This window comes from Peribacillus frigoritolerans (assembly GCF_030676415.1).
In the GTDB taxonomy this organism is placed as follows: Bacteria; Bacillota; Bacilli; order Bacillales; family DSM-1321; genus Peribacillus; species Peribacillus frigoritolerans_A.
On sequence record NZ_JAUUTW010000043.1, the window covers coordinates 16,167 to 35,882 of the forward strand.

14 protein-coding genes, 1 rRNA gene and 1 riboswitch are annotated in these 19,716 nt (G+C 39.0%); of the genes, 3 read left to right on the top strand and 12 right to left on the bottom strand.

The features are described from left to right. Positions 1-187: 187 nt before the first annotated feature. Positions 188-1,687 carry a DEAD/DEAH box helicase gene (locus tag Q8G36_RS25590; protein ID WP_305162574.1) on the bottom strand — a complete coding sequence of 500 codons (1,500 nt, stop codon included), beginning with the start codon at positions 1,685-1,687 and terminating at the stop codon, positions 188-190. Between the two features lie 1,279 nt (positions 1,688-2,966). Between Q8G36_RS25590 and Q8G36_RS25595 the strand changes: the two genes are divergently transcribed. Then, positions 2,967-4,118 carry a PP2C family protein-serine/threonine phosphatase gene (locus Q8G36_RS25595; protein WP_305162573.1) on the top strand — a complete coding sequence of 384 codons (1,152 nt, stop codon included), beginning with the start codon at positions 2,967-2,969 and terminating at the stop codon, positions 4,116-4,118. A 47-nt stretch (positions 4,119-4,165) separates the two neighbouring features. On the opposite strand, the gene Q8G36_RS25600 is transcribed toward Q8G36_RS25595, so the two are convergent. The 4 genes from Q8G36_RS25600 to Q8G36_RS25615 form a co-directional block, all read right to left on the bottom strand. Continuing rightward, entirely contained in the window at positions 4,166-5,548 is a 1,383-nt protein-coding gene (locus Q8G36_RS25600; RefSeq protein WP_305162571.1) for a UDP-N-acetylmuramoyl-tripeptide--D-alanyl-D-alanine ligase, read from the bottom strand. Between the two features lie 159 nt (positions 5,549-5,707). Further along, positions 5,708-6,790 carry a D-alanine--D-alanine ligase gene (locus Q8G36_RS25605; protein WP_305162570.1) on the bottom strand — a complete coding sequence of 361 codons (1,083 nt, stop codon included), beginning with the start codon at positions 6,788-6,790 and terminating at the stop codon, positions 5,708-5,710. Between the two features lie 61 nt (positions 6,791-6,851). Further along, positions 6,852-7,070, bottom strand: coding sequence for a hypothetical protein (locus Q8G36_RS25610; protein WP_305162569.1), 219 nt, complete (start codon positions 7,068-7,070; stop codon positions 6,852-6,854). Positions 7,071-7,258: 188 nt separating this feature from the next. Further along, on the bottom strand, positions 7,259-8,041 hold the full coding sequence (locus tag Q8G36_RS25615) for a hypothetical protein (protein WP_305162568.1): 783 nt from the start codon (positions 8,039-8,041) through the stop codon (positions 7,259-7,261). A gap of 291 nt (positions 8,042-8,332) precedes the next feature. Between Q8G36_RS25615 and Q8G36_RS25620 the strand changes: the two genes are divergently transcribed. Then, positions 8,333-8,818 (top strand): class I SAM-dependent methyltransferase, encoded by a 486-nt coding sequence (locus tag Q8G36_RS25620; RefSeq protein WP_305162566.1) that lies wholly within the window; start codon positions 8,333-8,335, stop codon positions 8,816-8,818. 188 nt (positions 8,819-9,006) lie between these two features. On the opposite strand, the gene Q8G36_RS25625 is transcribed toward Q8G36_RS25620, so the two are convergent. From Q8G36_RS25625 to Q8G36_RS25645, 5 genes are all read right to left on the bottom strand, one after another. Then, positions 9,007-10,266, bottom strand: a complete 1,260-nt coding sequence (locus Q8G36_RS25625; protein ID WP_305162565.1) for a cation:dicarboxylate symporter family transporter — start codon at positions 10,264-10,266, stop codon at positions 9,007-9,009. A gap of 172 nt (positions 10,267-10,438) precedes the next feature. Next, a riboswitch (cyclic di-AMP (ydaO/yuaA leader) is annotated at positions 10,439-10,587 on the bottom strand. Between the two features lie 201 nt (positions 10,588-10,788). Further along, a complete protein-coding gene (locus tag Q8G36_RS25630; RefSeq protein WP_305162564.1) occupies positions 10,789-12,051 on the bottom strand; it encodes an efflux RND transporter periplasmic adaptor subunit in 1,263 nt (420 codons plus the stop codon). Positions 12,052-12,065: 14 nt separating this feature from the next. Next, positions 12,066-12,728, bottom strand: a complete 663-nt coding sequence (locus Q8G36_RS25635; protein ID WP_305162563.1) for a hypothetical protein — start codon at positions 12,726-12,728, stop codon at positions 12,066-12,068. Positions 12,729-12,857: 129 nt separating this feature from the next. Next, on the bottom strand, positions 12,858-13,751 hold the full coding sequence (locus tag Q8G36_RS25640; RefSeq protein WP_305162562.1) for a YegS/Rv2252/BmrU family lipid kinase: 894 nt from the start codon (positions 13,749-13,751) through the stop codon (positions 12,858-12,860). A gap of 131 nt (positions 13,752-13,882) precedes the next feature. Then, a complete protein-coding gene (locus Q8G36_RS25645; RefSeq protein ID WP_305162561.1) occupies positions 13,883-14,761 on the bottom strand; it encodes a TetR/AcrR family transcriptional regulator in 879 nt (292 codons plus the stop codon). 189 nt (positions 14,762-14,950) lie between these two features. Here Q8G36_RS25645 and Q8G36_RS25650 point away from each other — a divergent pair, with 189 nt between their 5' ends. Continuing rightward, on the top strand, positions 14,951-18,079 hold the full coding sequence (locus tag Q8G36_RS25650) for an efflux RND transporter permease subunit (RefSeq protein WP_305162560.1): 3,129 nt from the start codon (positions 14,951-14,953) through the stop codon (positions 18,077-18,079). 259 nt (positions 18,080-18,338) lie between these two features. Here the strand turns inward: Q8G36_RS25650 and Q8G36_RS25655 are convergent, their stop codons facing one another. Both Q8G36_RS25655 and rrf read right to left on the bottom strand, forming a co-directional pair. After that, positions 18,339-19,178, bottom strand: a complete 840-nt coding sequence (locus tag Q8G36_RS25655; protein ID WP_305162559.1) for a tyrosine-type recombinase/integrase — start codon at positions 19,176-19,178, stop codon at positions 18,339-18,341. Between the two features lie 279 nt (positions 19,179-19,457). Further along, positions 19,458-19,573 (bottom strand): 5S ribosomal RNA (gene rrf / locus Q8G36_RS25660). Between the last annotated feature and the right edge of the window lie 143 nt (positions 19,574-19,716).

Below are 19,716 nucleotides of genomic sequence, written 5' to 3' on the forward strand. Positions count from 1 at the left end.
ATTATAAATGAATCTTCATCATCCATCCTTCGCTTTCATCCATTATACTATAATTAAATACTGGGAATTAACCCCTTTTCAAACAAAGGTTTGAGCAGTCCATCCAAAAACCGCCAACCATTCGGATAACATATATGGAGATGCACATAAAAAAATGCCGCTCAAATGAGCGGCATTTCCAATTCAATTAAATCTTATTTGTTTTTTCTCTTTTTTGGCTCGTGCTGCGGTTTCCATAACCATTCGATTTACGGTTTGTGCTTGGGCGTTTACTTGATCCGCTACCGTAATCTTTCCTGCCTGAAGAACTGCGGCCATTGCGCTGTCTGTTACTAGAAGAACTGCTTCCTCCGCGATTGCGACGCATTGGAGATGGAGATTCTTCCGTTAACTTGATAGGCGTTTGATCCGGTTCTTTTGTCATTGATTTAAGCATAGCTGCAACTAAATCCGCTGCGCTATGTTTTTGTAATAATTCTTCTGCTTGACCAAGGTATAATGATAAATCATCATTCTCGATTGTATTAAGGATTTTTTCCGTTACTGCTTTTTGTTGACCTTCCAACGCTTCAGTTAACGTAGGAGTCTTAAGTTTCTCCATACGTTTTTTCGTTGTATGTTCAACTGCATGCAGTTGGCCTCTTTCTCTTGGTGTTACAAACGTAATGGCAATACCATGTTTACCCGCACGTCCTGTACGTCCAATACGGTGAACGTAGCTTTCAGGATCTTGAGGGATATCAAAGTTGTATACGTGAGTAACGCCTGAAATATCAAGTCCACGTGCAGCCACATCAGTAGCAACGAGTACATCGATGCTGCGGTCTTTAAACTTTTTCAATACAGAAAGGCGTTTTGCCTGACTAAGGTCACCATGAATGCCTTCAGCCATATAACCGCGGATATTCAATGCAGATGCCAATTCATCGACACGGCGTTTCGTACGTCCGAAGACAATAGCAAGATCCGGTGTCTGAATATCGAAAAGTCGTGCAAGTGTATCGAATTTTTCACTTTCTTTTAACTCCAAGTAATATTGTTCGATACGATCCACTGTCATTTCTTTTGCTTTTACACGTACAAGAACGGGTTCCCGCATGAATCTTTCAGCAATTTTACGGATTGGATCAGGCATTGTAGCTGAGAAAAGCAATGTTTGCCTTTCGTCAGGAACCGTTGAAAGGATCAATTCGATATCCTCAATGAATCCCATGTTAAGCATTTCATCCGCTTCATCAAGAACTACAGTGTGAACTCCGCCTAATTTAATATTTTTACGTTTGATATGGTCTAAAAGACGACCAGGCGTACCAACGATAATATGTGGTTTTTTCTTTAAAGCACGGATTTGACGGTCGATGTCTTGTCCACCATAAACTGCAAGTACACGAGCGCGTTTTCCGTAACCAAGCTTGAAAAGTTCTTCGGAGACTTGAATCGCAAGCTCACGTGTAGGTGCAATGACAATCCCTTGCACGTTTTCGTTATTGATATCGATGTTTTCCATCAATGGAATACCGAATGCCGCTGTTTTACCTGTTCCCGTTTGCGCTTGACCAATGATATCTTTTCCTTCAAGTGCTAGAGGTATCGTTTGGGATTGAATCGGGCTCGCTTCTTCAAATCCCATTTTTTCTATTGATTTCATGGACGTTCTATCTAATCCTAATTCGCTAAACAATGTCAATGTTTTCGTACTCCTTTTTATATCGTAAATTTACACGTGCATTCATGGATCATGCACAGATGTTTTAGTTCAAATCCTCATCATCATGACGGATGTTCTTCTTTATCTCTTATAAAAAGTTTATCATTATCACCTAAAAGTATGTCTGCCTTTTAGTTCAAATGAACTCAATATGATTTTTTAAAAAGGAAATATACCAGTACGGACATTCACTGGCATTTTTAACTTCGCGCACGTGTAGACTTATCATTTACATACGCTCATCTTTTTAAAAGTACATGTAACCAAAATTAAATTCAATATGGAAAATTAAAAGTAGCATAAACGGGTGTTTCACCGTTTTATTCAGGTGAGGGCTGCTGCACCTATTATTCATCAGACTTAAAAAGACTGTATGAACAAAACTTGACGAGAGCCAAGATTCTTATACAAAACAGGCCCGGTGCGTTGAGGATTTGCAGAAGTGGAAAAGCGCTTAAATGCGGCTTGATTCCCTAATAGCTACTAAAGCCGCCAAGAGATGCAGCTTTTATATATGACCAGACGCGCGGCCTATTTAATCTAAAATAATCTCAAGAATGAACTCATGAAACATGTAAGAACATACAATTTTGTTGCCTCAACCTGATTAATTTAAATAATCATCAATGATAAGACATTTAAACTCATACTCATATTACCATTTTCAAACTGTTAATGCAATAAAGGATATCGCCCCTTTCAGAGTTACTAAAAACTTTGGATCGTTTCAAAAACGAGAAAATTGGATATTCCTGCTTGATAATTGTGCAGCTTGATTTATTCAATAGGATTACCGTAGTTACTATATCCATTCATGCGTAAGTGGATTCAGACTGTAGACAAATTCGAGGAAATCGAGTTTGCCTACAAAAACGTTGCAGTTTTTCAGAAATCCAGTTAGGAAGATCTCAGTAACCTAGTCCTGTTTTAAAATCATGGTTCGGGATAAAATCATTCCGAACCACATACTGTCCCATTTAAATGTTTTACAAAACGAACATCTACTTATATACATGATATGCGTTTAAATCAAATAGTTTCAACAAACCTTTTTCAGGAAGGATTAGTTCGAATGAATAGCCACCATCCACTGTTTCCCCCGTTGGAAAAAGAAAGGACTTATCATGAATTTTCTTTGCATTTCCAGGTATATAGGATCATTCTATTTTCAGAAATTCCATCTTTTTACTCAAAAACCATAGTAAATAAGTCTAAATGCAGTATGATTGACCTATCAACAAAACAACGGGGGGGTTATATGAATATTTTCACAATAGATGTTCCTTTATGTAAGGATTTTGGTCGAACCTTAAAGAAAATGAACAAGAAAGTCACCTTTTTGGAAGATCCACTCAATCAAAGTCATCTATTCAAGGATTCAACGGACTTACTGAAATCATTATTTATTTTACCTTTACACATATCAAAAAATTCTTGGCAGCAAACTTCTTTGTTTGCCTTAGCTGAATCTCACGAAATCCCTATCCTATTCATTTACAAACGCGCTTTAGGAATGGAGACCCCTCTGATTTTACCAGAAAACACCTTTTATGAAACCATGGCGGTCCCTGCTGATTCAGTAGAAGTCAGGATTAAATTAAAATCACTCAAAAACATCAGCATGCAACTGTTTTCGGCAAAAATGAAGGGGCAAGAGCTTGAAAAGATACACCAAAAATCAGCAAGGAGCCTACGAATTGCAAAGGGCATTCAACTTTCAGGTTTACCTTTGTCGATCAATAAAAAAGATATAGAGGTCAAAGGTCTTTCCCAGCCTTCGAGTGAACTTTCAGGGGATTTATTTTACTGGAAGGAGGTTAATGACAGGTTATACGGCTTCATAATGATCGATGTATTCGGAAAAGGCATTCATACAGCACTTATAAACATGTACATACGCACATTGATGCCCGACCTCATCAAACGTGTAAAAGACCCCATTTTCCTAACAAAGGAACTGGACAAGCTTATGCGGGATCTTTTTCAAGGACTTAATCGTGAAAACAAAAACCATGCTCATATTACTGCCTTCATTGCATACGTGAATACAAAAGATCGACTCATCGAATATGTGAACTACGGACTTCCTTCAGCCATTTTGTATTCCCCATGCACCAATCAAATTCTCAATTTGAACGAAGGGGCCACCCCAAGCGGACTGATTCCCGAATTGCCCATAAGAAAAATAGTCTTTCATTATGAACCAGGAAGCCGTTTCATCATCTATACAGATGGACTCTCTAAAACGACCATACCTTCCGCCATTGACCGATCTGACAATATCGAGAAGGAATTCATTGAAAATGTCCATCTCGATACAAATGACCTTCTTCAGGAACTTTTGGTCTCAAGAATGAAGCATTCTGTGATTAACGATGACATCTGCATTATTGCCGGGACACTTTTTTAAGTACAATAAAAAAGGCCGTTTCAAGAAACGGCCCTTTCTACGCTTTTTTATTTTTGTAGCGCTTGAACGACTTCCTCTAGCTTCATGCCCCTAGAAGCTTTAACGAGAATGATGTCATTTCCCTGTGTAGACAACTTAAGTTCCTCTATAAGCTCCTGCTTATCTTGAAAAGGACGAACCTGCTCCGATGAAAAAGACTTGCTCGCTCCCTTGGCAATAAACTCGGCTAAAGGACCATACGTGAAGACCTTATCAATCCGCTCATTGGAAATCAATTCACCAATTTTCAAATGAAAGTCTTTTTCCTGTGGCCCTAACTCCAACATGTCTCCCAATACAAGGATTTTTTTCTCAAATCCGGATAATCCCTCAACCAACTCCACTGCTGCCTTAACTGAAGTTGGACTGGCATTATACGCATCATTGATGATTTTCTGCCCTTTTGCGCCTTCGACCAATTCCATCCTCATATTAGTTAATTGAATGGTTGACAGACCTTTGCGGATCGCTGAATCATCTATATTGAATTCTTTAGCAACCAAGATGGCAGCCAATGCATTAAGAACATTATGATGGCCTAAAACGGGTATCTCATAATTGATCTCCTTTTCACCACTTCCGATTGTAAACGTGGTACTGTCTGCCCCTTGGCTTATGGTCTGTGGATATAAATCATTTTGTTCCGTGCGTCCAAAAGAAATTACGTTTAAATCAGGAAAATCCTTTTTGATCCGATTGCTAAGCAATGGTTCATCACCATGATATATCAGCGTTCCATCTTTCGCCAAACCTTCGACAATTTCCAACTTTGCATTCGCGATTTCCTCGCGTGATCCTAAATCCAATAAGTGTGATTCACCGATATTGGTAATGATCGCTACATCAGGCTTTGCCAATTTGGATAAGAACTCAATTTCACCGCGGCTGCTCATTCCCATTTCAAAAACAGCCGCTTCCGTATCCTCTTCCATAGAAAGCACCGTTAGTGGTAAACCTAAATGATTATTGAAGTTTCCATTGGTTTTATGAACTTTATAGGTAGTGGCCAGCAGTGCAGCCGTCATATCTTTCGTAGTCGTCTTACCGTTGCTTCCTGTTATCCCAATGACTTTTATATTCAACTGCTGACGATAAGAACGCGCCAATTGCTGAAGTGCTTTCTCGGTATTTTCGACAATGATCACCGGTAAATCATTAGGAGGATTCGGAACATCCTTTTGCCAAAAAGAAGCAGCAGCCCCTTGCGCTAAAGCTTGCTTGACATACTGATGGCCGTCAACCTGTCCGCCCTTAAGCGGAATGAACAAACATCCTTCCTTAACCGTTCTTGAATCGATGGTAACCCCATTAATTCCTTTGGACTGGAACGGACTGATATCATTCAATCCCTCTGCCATTTCATGTACTTGTTTTAACGTTCTCTTAATCATTTCGCTCCTCCTACATTCATCGAACCGTTAATCGCTCTCCACTTCCAATAACCAAACGAAGCAGAAACCAGTTTAAATCGCACCGGTTCCTGCTGATTGGAATCTACCAAATCAATGTTTGATGGATTGTGAAGTATACTGCTGTTATTACTCGCATGATCAAACTGTATATTTGATTTGTTGTTTTTCCTGATGACGTTCCAAGGCAAGTTTCACTAGTTTTTCAATTAACGCTGGATAGTCGACACCTGTGTGCTTCCACAATAACGGAAACATGCTGAAAGGAGTAAATCCAGGCATTGTATTCACTTCATTAATATAGATTTGCCCCTCATTCGTCAAGAAGAAGTCAGCGCGAACCAACCCGGAGCAATCCAATGACTTAAAGGCAGTAATGGCCATTTCGGATAAAGTTGCATACTCGCTTTCCGTTATCTCCGCTGGAATGACCATCGCTGAATTACCGTCAACATATTTTGCTGAATAATCATAGAAGGCAAAGTCTTTCTTAGGGATGATTTCGCCTGCCACTGAACAAGACGGTTCATCATTACCAAGAATACCAAACTCGAGTTCGCGAGCAACGACCCCTTCTTCAATGATGATCTTCCGATCGAATTGAAAAGCTTCCGCTACCGCTTTTTCCAGTTCATCAGCATCATTACATTTGCTGATACCGACACTCGAGCCTAAATTGGCAGGTTTGACAAAACAAGGGTACCCCAATTCATCCGCTACCTTTTTAATGGCACTTTCAGTATTCTTCTCCCATTCAGAACGAATGAACCAAGTATATTTCACTTGAGGAAGTCCCGCCTGGGCAAAAATGTTTTTCATGATGACTTTATCCATTCCTGCTGATGAAGCTAAAACGCCATTTCCTACATAAGGAAGGTTCAATAGTTCCAGCATCCCTTGTACGGTCCCATCTTCTCCATTTGGTCCGTGAAGCAATGGGAAAATTACGTCATACCCTGTTGATTCACTATTTTCATCAGTTGAATGTGCCTGCAAGGCAAGAGGCGAGCTCGATTTTTCCGGTGAAAATGTCAAAGCCTCCACATTCTCAGCAGGTCCTGTTAACTTTGGTCCATTAATCCACGAACCCTCTTTTGTTATGTAAATCGGATATATATCAAACTTTGCTAAATCGAGAGCTTTAATGACCGCTAAAGCCGTCTGCATAGAAACCTCATGCTCCGCAGATTTTCCACCATAAAGCAAACCTAGTTTAGTTTTCATGAGTTATTACCCTCCAATATTCTTTTAACCATGTTCATTGTATCACTTTACACTAAAATGGTTAAAGCGAAACTTCCATCATTGGCGATTTCCCAATGATTACCACCAGCGGAACACAGGTTAAGTTCTCCACGTCTTGTGACAACACCTGCGCTAGCACATCCTGTGCGTCGCAATCGGGCATTTGCAGGCTGTTAGACCTCCACATTTCTTTTTTGTTACATCTTCTATCCACCTGCCCTACATCCTTTAATGCGGGGTAAAGCGAAACTTCCATCATTAGCACTTTTCCAATGATCACCACCAGCGGAACAGGTTAAGTTCGCCACGTCCTGTGACAACACCTGAGCTAGCACATCCTGTGCGTCGCCCTCTCTTATCTTTTATGTATGAGATGGTAAGTCTTACACCTAAAAAATTCAGGGGTGTCAAATAATCCAATCCACGAACCTCGGAAGTTGGGATAATTCAGGAGGATGATGTATTTTTAATAATTGATTCCCATACCTTTTCTTTTCGATTGAAGATTATAAAGGCATCGGGCTCCTTAATATCTCTATCCGAAAAGTCATCATGCATCTCATCCATGTTTAAATAATCCCCTACGACCCATGCCGGTATCTCAATTTTCGTTCTTGAATACTTAACATCCCGAAAGGAAAAAACCAGCCCCTCTGCCAGAATATGAGCCAAGGAAGAAATGATTTCTGCAGGAATTGCCGTCAGCTCTTTTTTCTTTCTGATTCCAAGCCACGTCCTCTCTACTTTTAATGGCTCCAACTTTAGCGGAATCAGACTTCCTAACATCATATAATATGTTGAAAGAGAACGAAAATAAATTTTATTGAACCAGCCATCATCCTGGGCAAGGTACACAAATTGATTATTCAATTTACGGAAAAATGGGGGATCCAGATGGGTTTTAGCGTGTCCTAAATATAAAAGTTCCGCTATTTCCCTTCCATCCAATTCATCCAGCCCTTCCGCTTCTTCAAAGTCGATCCAACAGAAATCTCCATATGCCCGGACATTTTCTTTAACGAGCTTCGAAATATCTTCAGATGAAGCGCTCTCAAGCAGGACATTCAAATTGTACTCCCCACCATCGAATTGATGTTTCAATAATAAGATGGAATCCAAGGTATATGGCAGCGAATAGACGAATTCACGAAAATTGAGTCCATTAAAAAGGACAAACCGTTCAGAAGCCTGCATATACATATATAAGATACCATTGCTATCATTCTTCATAACATGACCCCCTCCGAGCTCTCAATCAATAATGTTATTTTATCAAACTTTTGGGTTTTCACGTAAGTTATATAGCCCCCAATATTAATCATCATCAGCATCGTGTAAATAATGTCGAACATAAAATCCATATTAGCCCAAATGAATATCCATATTATAGTGAAGAATATACAATTGGAGGAATTAATCAGGGATAAAGTTAAAAAAGGATTTATCATTCATTCTTTTCATGGGGCCCTTCCCTTTATGCTGATGCAACTAAAAAATTAGGTCTATGGCAATCAGAGAAATATGCACTCCGAAAAATATTTATATCAGGATGATGCAATCCTTGATATCGGATGCGGTTCAGGAAGAACCACTTTCACACTATATAAAAAAGGAATTCAAAATATAACGGGAATCGATCTAGCTCCTTCCATGCTTAATGAAGCCGAAAAAATAGTGCATGAATATAACCAGGACATACCCTTTATCCTTGGCGATGCAACAAACCTCCCTTTCAATGACACATCATTCGATAAAGCAATCTTCGCTTTTAATGGTTTAATGCAAATTCCCCAGCGACAAAACCGCACATTGGCTTTAAAAGAAATCAACTGTATTTTAAAACCTGAAGGAATCTTCATTTTCACAACACATGACCGTGATAAAAACGAAAATCACCTGAACTTCAGGGAGCAAGGTGTGAAGGGCAACAAGATTCGAGGCTTTATGAGTTTGGGGATATTTTCACTTCCGGGACGATACTTACCCCCATATCCCAACACTACTTGAAGTACTTAATTGTCTGGAGGAAGCAGGGCTTACAGTCATCGAGAGCTTTTACCGCAGTGAATTATTCGATGGAAACGAAGGTGTCAACGCTTTCTCTTCCGATTGCCGCTTCTGGATCGTTAAAAATCAGGAAGTGCATTTTAATTCAAAAAAAATCCAGAGTGACATTTCACTCTGGATTTTTTGTATTAAGAAACTTGTTCTAATTCTTTTTTGGAAGGAGGGTTGAATTGACCTTCCCATTTAGAGATGACGATTGCTGCAAGTGAATTACCGATAACGTTTACTACTGTACGTCCCATATCAAGAATACGGTCGATACCGGCAATAAATGCTAGACCTTCAATAGGAATACCAACAGTTCCCAATGTCGCTAAAAGAACTACGAAAGATACACCCGGTACACCCGCAATCCCCTTGGACGTGATCATTAACACTAGCATTAGCGTAATTTGCTCATACACGCTTAAATCGATTCCGTACATTTGAGCAATGAAGATAGCTGCTAACGCTTGGTATAATGTAGAGCCATCAAGGTTAAACGAGTATCCAGTCGGAATAACAAATGTAGCAATATGTTTCGGACATCCCGCTTTCTCCATTTTTTCCATGATTTTCGGAAGAACCGCTTCTGAACTTGCTGTAGAGAACGCAAGAATCAATTCTTCTTTGAGAAGTTTAATCAACGTAAAGATATTGAATCCTACAAATTTTGCAATCAGACCCAGAATGACAATTACAAAGAAAATCATGGTTCCGTAAACAGAAAGCGCTAACTTTCCTAACGGAATTAAAGATTCCAAACCGAACTTGGAGATAGTCACACCGATTAGTGCAAATACACCGATTGGAGCGAATTTCATGACCATATTAGTTAGGTAGAACATTCCTTCAGCAGTACCTTGGAAGAAACGGAAAACTGGTTTACCCTTTTCACCGATGGCCGCAATACTAAGTCCAAACAACACGGAGAAGAAAATGATCGCTAGCATATCGCCTTCTACCATGGCTTTAACAGGATTGGATGGCACAATGTGTACAAGTGTATCCACAAACGATTCATGCTGCTTAGTTTCTGCAGTATCAACATATGTGGAAATATCTGTTTGTTCCAGATTATTCATATTCACACCAGCACCAGGCTGGATGATATTCGCGGAAATTAAACCAATGGCAATCGCAATCATAGTTACCACAACAAAGTATGATAATGATTTAGCACCTAGCTTACCGACCGCTTTCAAATCACCTACACCAGCAACTGCAACGATAAGGCTTGATACGATGATCGGCACAACAATCATTTTAATCATTCGTAGGAAAATGTCTCCGAATGGCTGTAAAAAGCTTTGGGCCGTCTCATTACCATAAAAAATGGCACCAACGATAATCCCTAGAATTAAACCAATGAAAATTTGGCTAGCTAAACTTAATTTGAATTTCTTCATTTACTTTCCTCACCTTCCATAAAGTCTTTGATGCAAAAACATTTTTGTCTCGGTAAGGGAAACAAGATACTAATAAAAGAAAGTAATTTTTCTTTTTTTGAAAAACTCTATCTTTACGCCGAAAAAAAAGACACTTCATGTGTCGATTTCTTATTGGCGTGACTATTCACACATGTTCCCTTAAAGACGCTGACGAGGTTAGCTGTCGGGTTAGGAATTGGAAACACAAATGCCCTTTCATTTCTGAATTCACCCCTAGCGGATAGAAATCCACAAAAATGGTTCCCCCGTTCTTGGAATAAGATTAAGCGAGTTAACTTATAATAAAATATTATACTAAAAATGATAATCTGTAAATATTTATTCGCATCAGTTATAGAAAAAAACTTTAAACTTATCTGAATATTCTGTATTAAAGGCTATTTTACCTATAATTTCTCATCCCGATTTTTATTCATTTAAGTTATATTGATATATAAATAATAACTAATTTGACATCACCTCTCTTGGTGTAAGAAGCAGTTACTTTTCCAAAATGCCAAGTAACAGATATCTTACTTTTTCCCTAGAGGTGAATTTTTTATAAGTTGCAGCTTTCACTTTTTCAAATTGAATTGGAGTAATAAAATAAGAATGGTTCTTCACTGCCACATTCGGTTCCAGGAGGATGACGTCACCCACCGACGGTCCCTTTATGAGTTCTTGCTTCCCTTCAGCTTTTAGCCCTTTTGTGATGTAATGTTTATCCACATGGCCTTTTTTAGTCAATTTGTAAACATGCGGCTGTTTTTGGTATTGTACCGCCTCTATAGGAATGGAGGGTACACCGGCTTTCTCATTGGTTATTACAGTAAGATTCACTTTGGATCCCACCAACAAAGGTTCCGTTTCTTCGCCTACCGGTTCGATTAAAGCCTGAAATGGAAATCTGTTATCTTTTTTTAATGACGGCTCTTCAGCGGGATAGGAATGGATACGGCCTATCGTTCCTTTCAATGCCTTTTTTGAATCAGAGGAACTTGCTTTTATAGTCATGCCCACTTCAGCCTTTTTCATTTCCTCTTCAGATAAATACCCTTCAATTGCCATATTTGTTGAAACGATGGATATAATGGGATTATTCAGGTTTTTATTGATATTTTTAACTACTCCATCAGCCTCACTCGTCGTCACAATCGCACTGGACTGCTCCTCAATTGAACTTAATTTAGCGTCAAGCATTTTCACTTTTTCATTCAAACTGTTTTTTTCCAGTTCCTGCTTGTACATTTCTTGCTCAATGTTACTTTTAATAAGATCTGAAGAGCTTGTTGTTATATCAATATTCAAGTTTTTTTCCACCGATTCATCAATGGACGCTTTTTCAGGATCACTGGTCAGGGTCCCTTGATAAGACCGCAACTTTCCTATGTATTCCTCAATCCCTGCAATTTCTCCCTCAGCTGCCGTTTTCTCCGCTTCTAAATCCGCTTTACGCGCATCAAGTTCAGTCGTCGTATACTCAAACAACGAGGAGCCAGCCGTAATCGCATCGCCTTCTTTTACAAGGAATTTCTTAAACTCATTTTTCTTGGCATCGAAATAGATATCATACTCTTCTACAGGTTTAATTACCCCATTTGTTTGAATAGTATCCGTAATTGTATCTTTTTTTACCTTTGTCCAGTTTTCAACGAAAACAGTTCGTTCCACTTTGCTTTCTTTTTTTTCAATAAGGTATAAGTTAACGGTTATTAACACTATCGACGCAATGGAGACCGCTGCTATTTTCCATTTCCCGCTCATTCTTTTCACCCGCCTTATACAAATACGCCTACTTGGATGTATGCTAAAAAGGCTTTAACAAACCATGTGGCCAGATAGAATAGAACAATCATTAAAAGGACCAAATAATTATTTCGTTTTGAAAATTCCTTTAAATAAAAATATTGCAGAGCAATAATAAGAAATTGAAAAATTGTGATTTCGCTGAAAAAGTGAATGAAATAATCACTTCTGAGAAAATACTGACTGATTATCCCCAATGAAAAAGGATTGGCATCGCTGCCTATATCCATTAAAACGAATAGAGGAATCAGTAAAGTTTTTTCCACTAATTGCAAACCAAAAAGAATCATTTGAACGATAACTAATTTTATATATGGGATATCAGTAACGATCCAAAAGAATAGAGCTGCTAAAAATATGTATATGGAAGGGCCGATTATGCCTGTTATTATATTGCCGCTCAAAATCAGCAACTTTGCTGCTTCGAATTCATTGACACCCATCTTCGTGATTTCTTTGGAGAATGATTCTGAACCAATGCCAAAATATCCCCCAATGGCGAATACTATAAGACTAAGAAAATATAAAAATAGTAATTTCAATCCAAACTTTGTGACTGCCTCTGCATTTTGCAGCTGATAACGACTACGATTAGGCTCTAAAATGCCCTTTAACAATCTGACCTGGTACACCATATGTGGTCCTCCTGCAAAAATTGATATATCATCATATATTTTATCTTATTTTGGAAACAATTGCAGAAATAAGGAATGAATATACAAAAAAAACACATAATCCTTACCCTTCAATTTTAATCCCCCAAACTAATTTGGAGTTAATACTGACAAATGATGGGCAAGGACTTTAATGCGTGCAGGCGTTTTTCCATAGTTCTCTCCATCCCTATCCACATCAAGCGGCCTCTTCGTTTCAATGGTCAGGGTACCGGCTTGTAAATAAGTCACCCCAGAGTCAGAGCTCAGATTTTCAGTCCATGAACGTTTCATCGCTATTATTTCTAAAAATGCACCAAGGCTTGCATTTTCCAGGATAGCAACGCCAAAGAGCCCATCGTCTGGACTAACCATGGGAAAGGGCAATAAATTAGTGCCGATAAAACAACCATTCAAGACCAAAATCATAACTGCTTCCCCTTCAATGAGATTCCCATCATATTCTAGTTTATAGGAAAAGGGAGCTTTTTCACCAATCGTCCTTACAGCACTTAATAAATATCCGATCTTTCCGAACCTGCTTTTTTCCTGCTCATCAATATTGCTTGATGCATCTGAAATAAGCCCTACTCCCCAAAAATTAGAAAAATAATCGTCATTGCCCTGCCCAATATCAATTGAACGAACCTTGCCATTAACTAATGCTTCCGCAGCTTGACGAATATTTTGAGGAATCTTTAATGTCCTGGAGAAATCATTGCAAGTCCCTCCAGGTAAAATCCCAAACAACGGCCGCCTCCGAAGTGGTGAAAGGCCATTTACACACTCATGTACCGTTCCATCTCCTCCTAATACGAAAACTACATCCATGTCTTCACCATACTTCGAACAAAAACGGCATGCATCGCCTTTTTCCTTCGTTTGTAGAATGAGAAACTCATCAATATGTGGAGCTATTACTGGAAGACAACCCTCAAGATTCCTTTCGAGTTTATCATTACCGGCACTTTCATTATAAATCAGCATTCCCTTTTTCCATCGCATGATTCTTGCCCCTATATTATTGAAAGAATGTCTTCTTCCCATCACTTATACTTTTTCCTAAACCCCCGCTTTTGAAACTCATTAAGATTCAAATGAAAAAAAGAGGCAATACGCCCCTTTCGGTAAAGCATTCATATATTCGTCAAATAATCCTTCATCACTAAAATAAGCTTAGAACACAAGGGACTTCTTTTTTCATTTTTTTCTAAAAATAACAAAAGGCTTTCCAAGATAATGGGGCTTGGCCTAACTTTTGAAAACTCTTCCTGGATCGCCTTTAAAGCTTCCGTATTTTTACGTTTTTCCATTCCCTCTTCTTTACGTGTTTCCACTTCCAGCATCCTGACGATAATCGAATGGATTTCTTCTTTTGGGCTCATATCCCGCATCGAGCATCCTGGTAGGGGAAATTGTTTCAATAATGGATCTTCCATGCTCTGCAGGCTTTCGATAATTGAATCCATCCGGTTCAATATGAAGCTAGGTAACAATTCCACATCGAAAGCATTTTGTTTCCTGATCAATATTCCGATATATCCTTTGAAAAGGGAATCTAAAATTATGGTGCAATCCGGCAGAAGATCAGCCGAAAGTCCCGGATATAACTCAATGATTTTACGCTTGAACCAAATCAAGCCCTCTTCATGGATATAATGTAAAAACCCATCTAGTTCTTTGCTGATATGAACCATTTGTTCCTGCATCATCATTTGAATCAAGTTGGTATTTCCAGTCATATGTTCAATGTGAACAGTGATTTGCCTCATGAATTTGTCTTTACTGGTTAATGAAGCATCCAATTCAAGATCAAGTAATGAGTCCGTCAACGCTTCATAATAAAATTTAAAAATGGAGACTAGTAATTCTTCCTTCGATTTAAAATAATTATAAAAAGACCCCTTTGCTATCCCACATTTTTCAGCAATTTCCTGAACGGAAGTAGCATGATAGCCTTTCTCCGCGAAAAGCTCTACAGACTTATCTATGATCATCTTATTTTTTTCTTTCATCAAATTCATCCTATCTCTTAAAATTGTCCGTTTGTGACCAACGGGTCACATCTTCCGAATTGTATCCCGAAACCCTTGAAATCACAACATTAATACTACCGGATATTATCTGTTGCAATCATAATCCATATCCTATATATTTGAGTCTGTGACCGACTAGTCATAATTTTATGTATGGAGGGTACAAGCTTGAATTCAATAATTAAATTTTCATTAAAGAATAAATTGGCAATCTGGTTGCTTACGATCATCATCGTAGCAGCTGGTTTATACTCCGGTTTAAACATGAAACAAGAAACCATACCAAGCATCTCGACTCCTTTAATAAGCATCTCCACTGTATATCCTGGAGCTGCACCTGAAGAAGTAGCGGATAAACTCACAGACCAGATTGAGCAGAAAGTAACAAATTTAGCAGGAGTCGAATTAGTCAGTTCTTCGTCCATGGCTAACGTCTCTTCCATCCAATTACAATATGATTATGATACGGATATGGACGATGCAGTAAAAGAAGTGAAAGAAGCTTTAGAGAAATTAGAACTGCCCGAGGGAGTCGATGACCCAAGCGTATCTAAATTAGAATTAAACGCTTTTCCTGTCGTAGCACTCAGTGTAACAGATAAGGGTTCTGATTTACCAGCCCTTACAAATAATGTCGAAGAAGTGTTAGTACCTAAACTTGAAGGAATTGACGGCGTGACATCCGTATCAATTTCCGGACAACAAGTAAATGAAGGCAGCCTTGTATTCGACCAGGAAAAGATGGCTCAATACGGGCTCGATGAAGATACCGTAAAGAAGGTTATCCAGGCCGCAAACGTCAACATGCCGCTTGGCATATATAACTTTGATGATAAAGAAAAAACGATCGTTGTGGATGGAAACATCTCCACATTAAAAGACCTAAAAAATATAAAGATACCTTTAACCGGCGGCTCTCAAACAGGAACGCCAGCACAAACCGTACCCGAAACCAATCAATTATCCCCTGAAATGGCCGCGGGTCCTGCCCAACTGCCAAATGTCAAATTATCAGACATTGCCGATGTTAAAATCACCGGTAAGGCTGAATCGATTTCAAGAACAAACGGTAGCGAATCGATTGGGATTCAGGTTACAAGATCACCTGATGCCGATACAGTTGCAATCGTAGACGAAGTAAAAGAAGAAGTATCGAATTTCAAAGAAGAATTTAAAGGCGTAAGTGTACACACTACGCTTGATCAGGCCCAACCGATTAAAGATTCTGTTGAAACCATGATCAGCAAGGCAATCTTCGGCTGTCTGTTTGCCGTCATTGTTATCATGCTTTTCCTTAGGAACTTTAAAACGACTCTCATTTCCGTCATTTCGATTCCATTATCCTTGTTAGCAGCCCTTTTGGTTCTCAAACAAATGGATATTTCATTGAATGTCATGACACTGGGGGCCATGACAGTTGCCATTGGCCGGGTCGTCGATGACTCCATTGTCGTCATTGAAAATATTTATAGGAGAATGGCTTTAAAAGGCGAACAATTAAAAGGCGGCGAATTAATACGATCAGCCACTAAGGAAATGTTCATCCCTATCCTTTCATCGACAATCGTTACTGTAGCCGTATACCTGCCTTTAGCAAGCGTTACAGGAGCTGTCGGGGAACTATTCATGCCATTCGCCTTAACGATGGTGTTTGCATTAGTCGCTTCATTAATAATTGCCATCACACTTGTTCCGGCAATGGCAGACTCTTTATTTAAAAAGGGACTATCAAAAAAAGAATTAAAATCACATGAAGAAAAACCAAGCAAACTATCTGCATTCTACCGAAAAGCACTGGATTGGTCGTTAAACCATAAGTTAATCACTTTCGGTACTGCCATTGTATTATTGGTCGGTAGCTTATTCCTAATCCCAAGCATCGGTGTCAGCTTCATGCCTGCAGATGAAGAAAAAACGATTATCGTCACTTACACTCCCGCACCTGGAGAGTTAAAAGAGGATATTGAAAAGCAAACAGAAAAAGTAGAAAAATACTTCATGGATAAAGACGATGTGAAGACCGTTCAATATACACTAGGTGAAAGCATGATGGGCGGAATGATGGGCGGCTCGAGTAACTCGGCTCTCTTCTATGTACTCTATGATGAAGACACCCAAAATTTCGGGGACAAAAAAGAAACGGTCATAAAGGATTTAACTGAACTTGATTCACCTGGAACATGGAAACAACAAGAATTTACGTCAACAGCAAGTAACGAAACCACTTTATTTGTATACGGAAATACACAAAAAGACATTGAACCTGTAATTGACGATATTCAAAATATCATGAAGAAAAATAAAGATTTAAAAGATGTTGATACAAGTCTTTCCGATGCTTATGAGCAATATACACTAGTTGCAGACCAGGAAAAGCTAAGCGATATTGGACTGACAGCTGCACAAATTGGAATGGCCATTGCCAATACGAATAAAGATGAGGCTTTAACTACGATTAAGAAAGATGGAGAAGAAGTAAAAGTATATGTCGAGACAGAAGAAACGACATTCGAAGACAAAAAAGATCTTGAGAATACGAAAATTTCTTCTCCAATGGGAATGGAAATACCATTGAAAGAGCTTGTGAAAATTGAAGAAGGCAAAGCTTCCGATACAATCAGCCGCCGCGATGGAAAAATTTATGCCGACGTGTCGGCAACAATCAAATCGGATGATGTAGCTGCAGTAACAGCTGAGGTACAAAAGGAAGTTGATAAATTAGACCTTCCCGCAAGCGTCTCTATAGACTATGGCGGAGTAACGGAAGATATCCAAGAATCATTCACTCAACTTGGTATCGCTATGTTAGCGGCCGTTGCTATCGTATACTTTGTCCTAGTCGTTACTTTCCATGGTGGTTTAGCACCAATAGCCATTCTCTTCTCCTTACCATTTACGGTAATCGGGGCATTGGCAGGGCTATTCGTTGCAGGTGAGACCATCAGCGTTTCGGCCATGATGGGTGTACTAATGCTTATTGGTATCGTGGTAACCAATGCCATCGTATTAGTAGACCGTGTTATCAAAAATGAAGAATCCGGGCTATCTACCAGGGAAGCTTTACTCGAGGCAGGATCCACCCGTCTACGTCCAATCCTGATGACTGCCCTTGCCACAATCGGCGCTTTAATACCTTTGGCAATCGGTGCGGAAGGCAGTGGATTAATCTCACAAGGTTTGGGAATTACCGTTATCGGCGGACTGGTGAGTTCTACATTGCTAACACTTGTAATAGTACCGGTAGTATATGAAGTAATAATGAAAATAGGTAAAAAGAAGAAAAAAACAGTTAAGTAACGAAGAAAAAGAAAGAGGGGATTCCTTATATTAGGAATCCCCTCTTTCTTGATTCAACAATTGATCAATATGTTCCTTAATATATTAGCCCTTCCACTTAGGCCCGTTTTGACGGAACTATATTCTTTCTTCTTTTAACCTCTCCCGTCTGATAAGACAAAACGTCCTATTCGTCATTTCCAAGGAAATTTGTTTGTTTTTAAACCTTATTTAAACAAAAAAAAGGAAAGAACTCGCTTTCCCTAATAATTTCTATAGATTAGTGTTTCGTGAAAGTTTGGTCTATCGCATTTGCCAGATCTAACGATTTTTCTCTTAGATAACGCTTCGTTACGTTTAAATCTTTATGACCGGCAAGCTTTGATATCGTTTGTATATCTATTCCATTATCCACTAACCTTTGGCAAAAGGTATGTCGCAGTTTATGTGGATGCACATTGTATTTTTTTAATATATATTGAACCGACCTTGGAGTGATCCTCTGATTATAGCTTGAGATGAATAACGGATCTGCTTTTTCTTTTAAAGAATAAAGATAATTTTTTACATGTTGTATAGCCGATAGTGTAAGGGGAACGGATCTATCGATTTCACCTTTTGCGTTCCTGACACGTATATAATTCCGCTCTGTTTCCATAATGACGTCACGGCCATTTAAGTCACATAATTCAGAGACACGGATTCCAGTATGTAACAATAGGTAGACGATGGCAATGTTCCTTAGATTTCCTTCTGCTTCTATATCTCTTAACAGGATCTGCTGCTCATTGATGCTTAAAGTTTCAGGTACCTCAAGCTTGTGCTCCTTAACCTTACGTTCCACAGTAAGCATTACCTGCGGTTTGCCTAAAAATTTAAAGAAGACATTTAGGGCGATATAGTGTTTTTCGATTGTTCCTGGGCTTTTCTTGCAATTTTCTAAATAATCAAGATAACCCTGAACATCTTCAGAATGAATCTCCAGCAATATCTTTTGTGTCTGGTCACAAAACTGTGAAAGGACACCAGTATACGTTTTGATCGTATTAGCTGATTTGCCTTGGTCTCTCAACCATTCAGCAAACGAAAAAATCATTTCATCTTTAGCAGAGGTATCCATCGGCTATTCCCCCAATGACAGTTTCAGAACTACGTTAAGTTTAACATATATCCCTACAGAAACGAAGAATTTGTCCCTTTGTCTTAAACAGATATGGATAATACAGATAGCTGTAGAAATTCAGATGCATCTATAGTATGTCCTACCATTTATACTGCATATAACTTCCTTTATGGTCCTTTTGAGTCACTACTTTTTTTTAACAGGTTTAAATATAAAGATTCTGAAGGAATAACAACCTCAAAAAAAGACCAGCCGGATGGCTGATCTTTTTAAATGGCTTGGCGGCGTCCTACTCTCACAGGGGGAAACCCCCAACTACCATCGGCGCTGAAGAGCTTAACTGCCGTGTTCGGAATGGGAACGGGTGTGACCTCTTCGCTATCGCCACCAAACATGAAAGGAACGTTGTTCCTTCAAAACTAGATAATAAGAAGGTATTTCATTTTTTTAAAGCGTTGGTTAAGTCCTCGATCTATTAGTATCAGTCAGCTCCACATGTCGCCACGCTTCCACCTCTGACCTATCAACCTGATCA